The sequence below is a fragment of the Rugamonas sp. genome (genome assembly GCF_025354735.1).
Lineage (GTDB): Bacteria > Pseudomonadota > Gammaproteobacteria > Burkholderiales > Burkholderiaceae_D > Rugamonas.
Genome location: NZ_JANXMI010000328.1, coordinates 1 through 7306, shown reverse-complemented (window position 1 = coordinate 7306; position 7306 = coordinate 1). Strand labels below are relative to the sequence as shown.

The 7306-nt window shown below is 66.1% G+C and carries 10 protein-coding genes; 5 read left to right on the top strand and 5 right to left on the bottom strand.

Going from position 1 to position 7306, the window contains the following annotated elements; genetic code table 11:
* From selD to Q0S71_RS27190, 3 genes are all read left to right on the top strand, one after another.
* A partial coding sequence (gene selD, locus Q0S71_RS27200) for a selenide, water dikinase SelD (RefSeq protein WP_296002902.1) occupies positions 1 to 669 on the top strand: 669 nt, incomplete at its 5' end.
* Positions 670 to 685: 16 nt separating this feature from the next.
* Entirely contained in the window at positions 686 to 1006 is a 321-nt protein-coding gene (locus tag Q0S71_RS27195) for a heavy metal-binding domain-containing protein (RefSeq protein ID WP_296002899.1), read from the top strand.
* Between the two features lies 1 nt (position 1007).
* Positions 1008 to 1304: a hypothetical protein gene (locus Q0S71_RS27190; protein WP_296002896.1), complete on the top strand. Its 297-nt coding sequence runs from the start codon at positions 1008 to 1010 to the stop codon at positions 1302 to 1304.
* A 10-nt stretch (positions 1305 to 1314) separates the two neighbouring features.
* Here Q0S71_RS27190 and Q0S71_RS27185 read toward each other — a convergent pair whose 3' ends face one another.
* The 3 genes from Q0S71_RS27185 to Q0S71_RS27175 are packed head-to-tail and all read right to left on the bottom strand — an operon-like array spanning position 1315 to position 3276.
* Entirely contained in the window at positions 1315 to 2610 is a 1296-nt protein-coding gene (locus Q0S71_RS27185; RefSeq protein WP_296002894.1) for an amidohydrolase family protein, read from the bottom strand.
* A gap of 34 nt (positions 2611 to 2644) precedes the next feature.
* Positions 2645 to 3061 (bottom strand): type II toxin-antitoxin system VapC family toxin, encoded by a 417-nt coding sequence (locus Q0S71_RS27180; protein WP_296002891.1) that lies wholly within the window; start codon positions 3059 to 3061, stop codon positions 2645 to 2647.
* Positions 3062 to 3066: 5 nt separating this feature from the next.
* On the bottom strand, positions 3067 to 3276 hold the full coding sequence (locus Q0S71_RS27175; protein ID WP_296002889.1) for a DNA-binding protein: 210 nt from the start codon (positions 3274 to 3276) through the stop codon (positions 3067 to 3069).
* 294 nt (positions 3277 to 3570) lie between these two features.
* Here Q0S71_RS27175 and Q0S71_RS27170 point away from each other — a divergent pair, with 294 nt between their 5' ends.
* Both Q0S71_RS27170 and leuA read left to right on the top strand, forming a co-directional pair.
* Complete coding sequence (locus Q0S71_RS27170) at positions 3571 to 3699, top strand: hypothetical protein (protein ID WP_296002885.1); 129 nt, start codon at positions 3571 to 3573, stop codon at positions 3697 to 3699.
* A 101-nt stretch (positions 3700 to 3800) separates the two neighbouring features.
* The gene (gene leuA, locus Q0S71_RS27165) at positions 3801 to 5501 is read left to right on the top strand and encodes a 2-isopropylmalate synthase (protein ID WP_296002882.1); all 1701 of its coding nucleotides are present in this window, start codon (positions 3801 to 3803) and stop codon (positions 5499 to 5501) included.
* A gap of 27 nt (positions 5502 to 5528) precedes the next feature.
* Here leuA and egtB read toward each other — a convergent pair whose 3' ends face one another.
* The gene (egtB, locus tag Q0S71_RS27160) at positions 5529 to 6800 is read right to left on the bottom strand and encodes an ergothioneine biosynthesis protein EgtB (protein ID WP_296002879.1); all 1272 of its coding nucleotides are present in this window, start codon (positions 6798 to 6800) and stop codon (positions 5529 to 5531) included.
* Between the two features lie 11 nt (positions 6801 to 6811).
* On the bottom strand, positions 6812 to 7306 hold a 495-nt coding region (locus Q0S71_RS27155; protein ID WP_296002876.1), incomplete at its 5' end, for an L-histidine N(alpha)-methyltransferase.

Here is a 7306-nt window from a genome sequence, read left to right as displayed (position 1 = left end):
ATCTGCGCCGAGGCCGGCATTCCCATCGCCGGCGGCCACACCATCGACTCGGTCGAGCCGATCTACGGCCTGGTGGTGCTCGGCCTGGTGCACCCGTCCAAGGTCAAGCGCAACGCCGACGCCCGCGCCGGCGACGTGCTCATCCTCGGCAAGCCGCTCGGCGTGGGCGTGCTGTCGGCCGCGCTGAAGAAGGACAAGCTCGACGCCGACGGCTACGCCGCCATGATCGCCAACACCACCAAGCTCAATAAGCCCGGCAAGGCCTTGTCGGACATGGCCGGCGTGCACGCGCTGACCGACGTCACCGGCTTCGGCCTGCTCGGCCACCTGCTGGAAATCGCGCGCGGCGCCAAGCTGACGGCGCAACTGAACATGGCGCAGATTCCGCTGCTGCCCGGTGTCGAGCAGCTGGCGCACGACGGCTACTTCACCGGCGCCTCGGGCCGCAACTGGGAAGCGTACAGCCAGGACGTGACGCTGGCGGCCGGCATCTCGCAGGCGCAGCACATGCTGCTGACCGACCCGCAAACGTCGGGCGGCCTGCTGGTGTCGTGCGATCCGGCCAGCGTCGACGAGGTGCTGGCGCTGTTCGCGCGCGAAGGCTTCGCCGACGCCGCCGTGATCGGCCAGATGACGGCCGGCGCGCCGCACGTGCACGTCGCCGCCTGAAGAACGAAAGCCCACCATGCTGATCGTGACAACTGAAAACATCCCCGGCTACCGCGTCGTCGAGGTCAAGGGCCAGGTGTTCGGCGTGGTGGTGCGCAGCCGCGGACTGGCCGGCAATCTGATGGCCGGCCTGCGCTCCATCTTCGGCGGCGAGATCACCGAGTACACCTCGCTGCTGGAAGAAGCGCGCCGCCACGCCGTCGACCGCATGGTACGGAACACGAAACTCATGAACGGCAACGCCGTCGTCATGATGCGCTTCGACTCGTCCGAGATCGGCCAGACCATGAGCGAGATCGTCGCCTATGGCACGGCGGTGGTGATCGAAAAGGTCTGACATGCTGCGCACCGCCCTGTTGATGGTTGCGGCGCTCATGAGCGTCGCCGGCGCGGCCTGCGTGCTGACCGGCCATGCGCAGGCGTGGCCGCCCACCATCTGGGGCGTGGTCCTGCTGCTGGCGGTGCTGTTCGAGCGCTGGCGCTATCGCAAGCAGCCCAGCGCGCAACAGGGCTCCTGGCAAATCACCGGCGAGCGCTTCATCGATCCGGAAAGCGGCGAGCCTATGGAAGTGCACTACAACCCGGCCAGCGGCGAACGGCGCTACGTGCGCAGCGCCGACCAGCCGGCCGATTAAATCCCGCTCCCTACTGCTCTGTCGTCGGCACGCCTAGGCTGCGATAGACCACGCCGCCCTTCATCACAAAACTGATCCAGCTAAAACGCTGGACGTCCTGGAGCGGGTCGCCGTCGGTGGCGACGATGTCGGCGTAGCGGCCGGCCTGCACCGAGCCGATACGGTCAGCCGCGCCGATCAGCGCCGCCGATTCCTTCGTCGCGGCCAGCAGCGCCTGCATGGTCGTCATGCCGTTGGCGACCAGCAGGACGAATTCCATCGCATGATCGCCCTCGCCGATGTCGGTGCCGTACGCGATCTTCACGCCCGACTTGATCGCCAGCGGCAGGTTGCGCTTGGGCAGAGGATCGTTGGCCAGCTCTTTCGGCGCGGTGCCGGGACTGAGTAGTTCGGGATGCTCCAGCGCGGCCTTGTAATACACCTCGTAGACGGTCAGCGTCGGCACCAGCACGGTGCCGTGGGCCTTCATCAGGGCCAGCGTTTCGGCCGACGCGAAGGAACCGTGTTCGATCGAATCGACGCCGGCGCGCACCGCGTTGTCGATGGCCGGCGACGGATAGATATGGGCCGCGACCTTCAGGCCGAGCGCGTGCGCGGTCTCCACGGCGGCGCGGATTTCATCGTTGGTCATCAGCTGCGCGTGCGGGTCGTCGCCGGTCGAGGCGATGCCGCCGGACGGCATGATCTTGATGACGGTGGCGCCACGGCGCTGATGTTCGCGCACGCGCAGGCGCGCCTCCTCTGGCGAGTCGACGCGGCCGTAATTCCATTCGGGGTGGGACAGCCCGCCATCGAGGCCGCTGCGCGGGTCGCCGTGGCCGCCGGTCGGTCCCAGCGGTTCGAGCGACACCCACAGGCGCGGACCGGGCACCTTGCGCGCGTCGATGGCCTCGCGCAGCGCCACCGTTTCATCGCCGCCGCCGACATCGCGCCCGCTCGTGAAACCCTGTTGCAGCATGGCCCGCGCGTTGACGGCGGCGTCGAAAGCGCGGTCGATGTTCGAGTGCGTCAGCCAGTCTTCGGTGGCGTTGACGCGGCTGGGCAGCTTGGCCGAGATGTGGATATGGCTGTCGATAAAACCGGGCATCACGGTGGCCTGCGTCAAGTCGATGATGCGGGCGCCGGCCGGCGCCGTGTAGCCGGCGTCGATGCCGGCGATTTTATCGTCGTGCACGCGGATCGTGACCTGCTTGCGGGGCGCGGCGCCGCTGCCGTCGATCAGCGTGCCGGCGTGGATCGCCACATCTTCCGCCCGCGCCTGGGCGGCCAACAACAGCATCGAACAAATCAGCAAACGCTTACTCATTAAACATCCTTCGCTAGTGGGGAAAAGTGCCGGATCAGGCGAACGGATTTTGCACCCTGACGTGCGCATCCCGAAAATCGCCGACATTCCTGGTCACTATGGTCATATCGTACATGAGCGCGATCGCCGCGATCTGCTTATCGACCGCATGAGCCGCGTCGGGTGACATCAAACGGCCCCAATGCTGGGCGCACTCCAGATCAAATGCCAGTATCCGGTCGGCGTATTCTTTCAGCAGAAAATCGAGCCACAGCTCCAGCGCCCGGACCTGCGACAAGTCCCTGCGGCAGCGCAAATTTTCGATGCCGCGACGGATTTCTCCGATGGTTTGGGCAGAGAGAAACAGCGTTCCGGCACTTTCGCTTCGAAAAAAATCCTGCACGCCGGCGTTCGACTTTCGGCCTTTGCGTGCCTCGCTGATAACGTTGGTATCCACCAGAAACAGGGCCATGCCGCCTACTCGCGCCGGTCGAAATCGCTGTCCCGGCCCACGTTGGGCATGCTCGCCAAAACCTCGGCAAATGAGCGGCGCTTGGGACGCCGCAGCGCCGCCTCCAGAATATCGCGATGTTCCGCCTGCACGCTGCGTCCGTTGGACGCGGCGCGCTCCTTCAATGCCCGCACGATCTCCGGGGCGAGATTGCGGACCGTTAAACTGTGTGCCATGACTGCCTCCCAGCGCTTGCCGTTAAAATCATCATATCGCTGACATGATGGCATTGCAAAGGCGGCCCGCCCTGTCGCGTATCAATTCGCTTGACAAGCCCGCGCGCCATCACTTACATTGAAGCCATGACCTCGCATCTGCACCTATCCTCTTTCCTGCTGTCGCACGTTGGCGCCCTATCGCTAACGTCGCTACTACCAGCACGCGCTTAAAAGTTTCGACCACTTCTATCGCATTGCTCCGTGCCCGGCCACAAGCCGCACGTGTTCCACTCCCTAGGAAAGATTGCACCGATGTTCACTCCGGCCACCCGTATCGCCCGCAGCACCGTCAACGCCCGCGCCACCGCGCCCGCGTCGGCCGCCGCCGTGCGCGCGCTGCCACGCCTACCGCTATCGCTACCGACCGGTTGCCTGGCCTAGCGTAACGTGGCCGCCCGGCAGCCCGTCGCCACAGCAGCGCCCTCCCGGCCATCCCCCTCGGTCCCTACGGACTCAGTACCTGAAAAATATCGGAGCACCCCATGATGTTGCAGAACCCAGCAGCGAAGTATCGCGCCTTCCCGCCCGTCCAGTTGACCGACCGCCAGTGGCCGAACCGTGTCATCAGCAAGCCGCCGATCTGGATGAGCACCGATCTGCGCGACGGCAACCAGGCCCTGATCGAGCCGATGAGCGCCGAGAAAAAACTGCGCTTCTTCGAGCTGCTGGTCAAGATCGGCATCAAGGAAATCGAAGTCGGCTTCCCGTCGGCGTCGCAGACCGACTTCGATTTCGTGCGCAAGCTGGTCGACGAAAACCGCATCCCCGACGACGTCACCATCATCGTGCTGACGCAGGCGCGCGATGAACTGATCCGCCGCACCATAGCGTCGGCCGCCGGCGCCAAACGCGCCATCGTCCACTTGTACAATTCGGTGGCGCCGGTGTTCCGCAAGGTCGTCTTCGGCATGTCGCGCGAAGAGATCACGGCCATCGCCACCAACGGCACCAGGCTGGTAAAGGAGCTGATAAAACAGCACCCGCAGACCGACTGGGGTTTCGAGTACACGCCGGAGTCCTTCTCGACCACGGAACTGGATTTTTCCAAGCACATTTGCGACGCCGTCAGCGCGATCTGGGAGCCTACGCCGCACAGCAAGATGATTATCAACCTGCCGTCGACGGTCGAATGCAGCACGCCCAATGTCTACGCCGACCAGATCGAGTGGATGTCGCGCAAACTGGCGCGCCGCGATAGCCTCATCATCAGCGTCCACCCGCACAACGACCGCGGCACCGCCGTCGCCTCGGCCGAGATGGCGGTGATGGCCGGCGCCGACCGCGTCGAGGGCTGCCTGTTCGGCAACGGCGAACGCACCGGCAATGTGGACCTGGTGACGCTGGCGCTGAATTTGTACACGCAGGGCGTCCATCCCGGCCTCGATTTTTCCGACATCGACGAAGTGCGCAAGTGCGTCGAAGAGTGCAACCAGCTGCCGGTGCATCCGCGCCATCCGTATGTGGGCGACCTGGTGTTCACGGCGTTTTCGGGCTCGCACCAGGACGCGATCAAGAAGGGCTTCGCGCAGCGGCAGCCGGGCGCGGTCTGGGAGATTCCTTATCTGCCCATCGATCCGGCCGACCTGGGACGCAGCTACGACGCCGTCATCCGCGTCAACAGCCAGTCCGGCAAAGGCGGCATGGCGTATTTGCTGGAGCAGGATTATGGCCTGGTGCTGCCGCGCCGCCTGCAGATTGAATTCAGCCGCGCCGTGCAGGCGGTGGCCGACGCCACCGGCCTGGAAATCACGGCCGAGGGCATACACGATATCTTCCGCCGCGAGTATCTGGAGCAGCTGGCGCCGTATGCCTATCACTCGCACCGGATGGTGGAGGACACCAGCAGCGACGAAGCGGTGCAGATCGATATCGCGCTGACGCATCGCGCCACACCGCTCGCGCTGCAAGGCGGCGGCAATGGGCCGATCGATGCTTTCGTCAACGCGCTGGGACTGGACATCAAGCTGATGGACTATCACGAGCACTCGATCGGCTCCGGCGCCAATGCGCGCGCGGCGTGCTATGTCGAGCTGCGGCTGGCGAACGGGCCGACGCTGTTCGGCGCGGCCATCGACAGCAATATCGTGACGGCGTCGTTCAAGGCGGTGTTGAGCGCGGTGAACCGGCAGTTGAAGGCGACCGACGGCGCGACCGTGGTGGCGGCTTCTATCGCGGTGGAATAGCCCGCGTCCCTGCCCCCGTTTTACGCGTCACTGCCGCGCGAGGCGCACGCCGGTGAATTGCCAGCGGGCGCCGGCGGGGAAGAAGTTGCGGTAGCTGGCGCGCGCGTGGCCGGCCGGCGTGGCGCACGAGGAGCCGCGCAGCACGTACTGGTTCAGCATGAACTTGCCGTTGTATTCGCCCAGCGCGCCGGGCGCCGTTTCGTAGCCGGGATACGGCGCGTAGCTGCTGCTGGTCCACTGCCAGCAATGGTCGAACATCTGCGTCAGTCCCGCGGCGGCGTCGCCGGCCGGGTGCAGATGGCCGCTGTCGCGCGCCGCGCTGGCCGATACCTGCGCCGCCATTTCCCACTCCGCCTCGGTCGGCAACCGGGCCCCGGCCCAATGGGCATAGGCGTCGGCTTCGAACAGCGACAAGTGCGTGACGGGCCGCTGCCAGTCCAGCGCCTGCGCGCCGAACAGCGTGAACTCGCGCCAGCGCGCGCCGCCGCCCTGCTCGTCCTCCCCCCGCAGCCAGTAGATCGGACAGCGCAGCTGCTGCGTCCTGACCCAATCCCAGCCCTCGGCCAGCCACAGCGACGCATTGCTATAGCCGCCATCATTGATGAAGTCCAGATATTCGCCATTGGTCACCAGCCGCGAGGCCAGCTTGAACGGCGCCACGTACTGGCGATGGCGCGGCAGCTCGTTATCGAAACTGAAGCCGTCGCCGTCGTAGCCGATGTCGGTCAGGCCGCCATCGAGCGCTATCCATTCCAGCGCCGGCGCCGGAGCGGCCGCCGGCAGCGCCGCGTCGACATAGGCCGGCAGCAGCGCGCTTTGCGCCAGCAGGTGCTTGACGTCGGTGAGCATCAGCTCCTGGTGCTGCTGTTCGTGTTCGAGGCCCAGCGTCAGCAGCATGGCCAGCTGCGCGCGATCGGAGGGCGGCAGTTCGCCGGCCATGGCCAGCAAACGGGCGACGCGGGCGTCGACGTCGGCGCGGTAGGCCCGCACCTGCGCCAGCGCGGGCCGCGTCAGCAGGCCGCGCTGGGCGCGCGGGTGCTTTTCGCCGATGCCGTTGTAATAGGAGTTGAACAGCACCCGGAACGCCGGATGGAAGGGCGTGAACGCCGGCTCCAGGTGCTCGAGGATGAAGGTTTCGAAAAACCACGTGGTGTGCGCCAGATGCCATTTGACGGGACTGGCGTCCGGCATCGACTGGGCGCCACAGTCTTCGTCGGTCAGCGGCTCGGCCAGCGCCAGCGAGCGGCGGCGCACCGCCTCGTAGCGGGCGATCCACAGGGCGGTGTCGTTCATCTGCATGGGCGGTCCGTTCAGTCGGCGTTGACGTTGGCGTGGATGACGGCGAACCAGCCGGCGGCGTCGGTCCAGACGCGGGCGGCGGCGAAGCCGGCTTGCTCGAGCAGGCCGATGAAGCCGGCCTCCGTGTATTTGTAGCTGCATTCGGTGTGGATGCGTTCCCCGCGCGCGAAGTGGCGTTCATGGCCGGGCCAGCGCACCGTCAGCGGCGCGCGCGCCTCCAGGTGCATTTCGATGCGGCTGGCGTCGGCGTTGAAGAAGGCGCGGTGCTGCCACTGGCCGATGTCGAAGTCGGCGCCGATCAGGTGGTTCACGTGGCGCAGCATGTTCAGGTTGAAGGCCGCCGTGACGCCCAGTGCATCGTCGTAGGCAGCGTCCAGCACCGCCGTGTCCTTGATCAGGTCCACGCCGATCAGCAGGCCGCCGTCCGCGCCCGCGTTGGCGCGCAGGCCGCGCAGGAAGTCGACTGCCTGCTCCGGCGAGAAATTGCCGATCGACGAACCGGGATA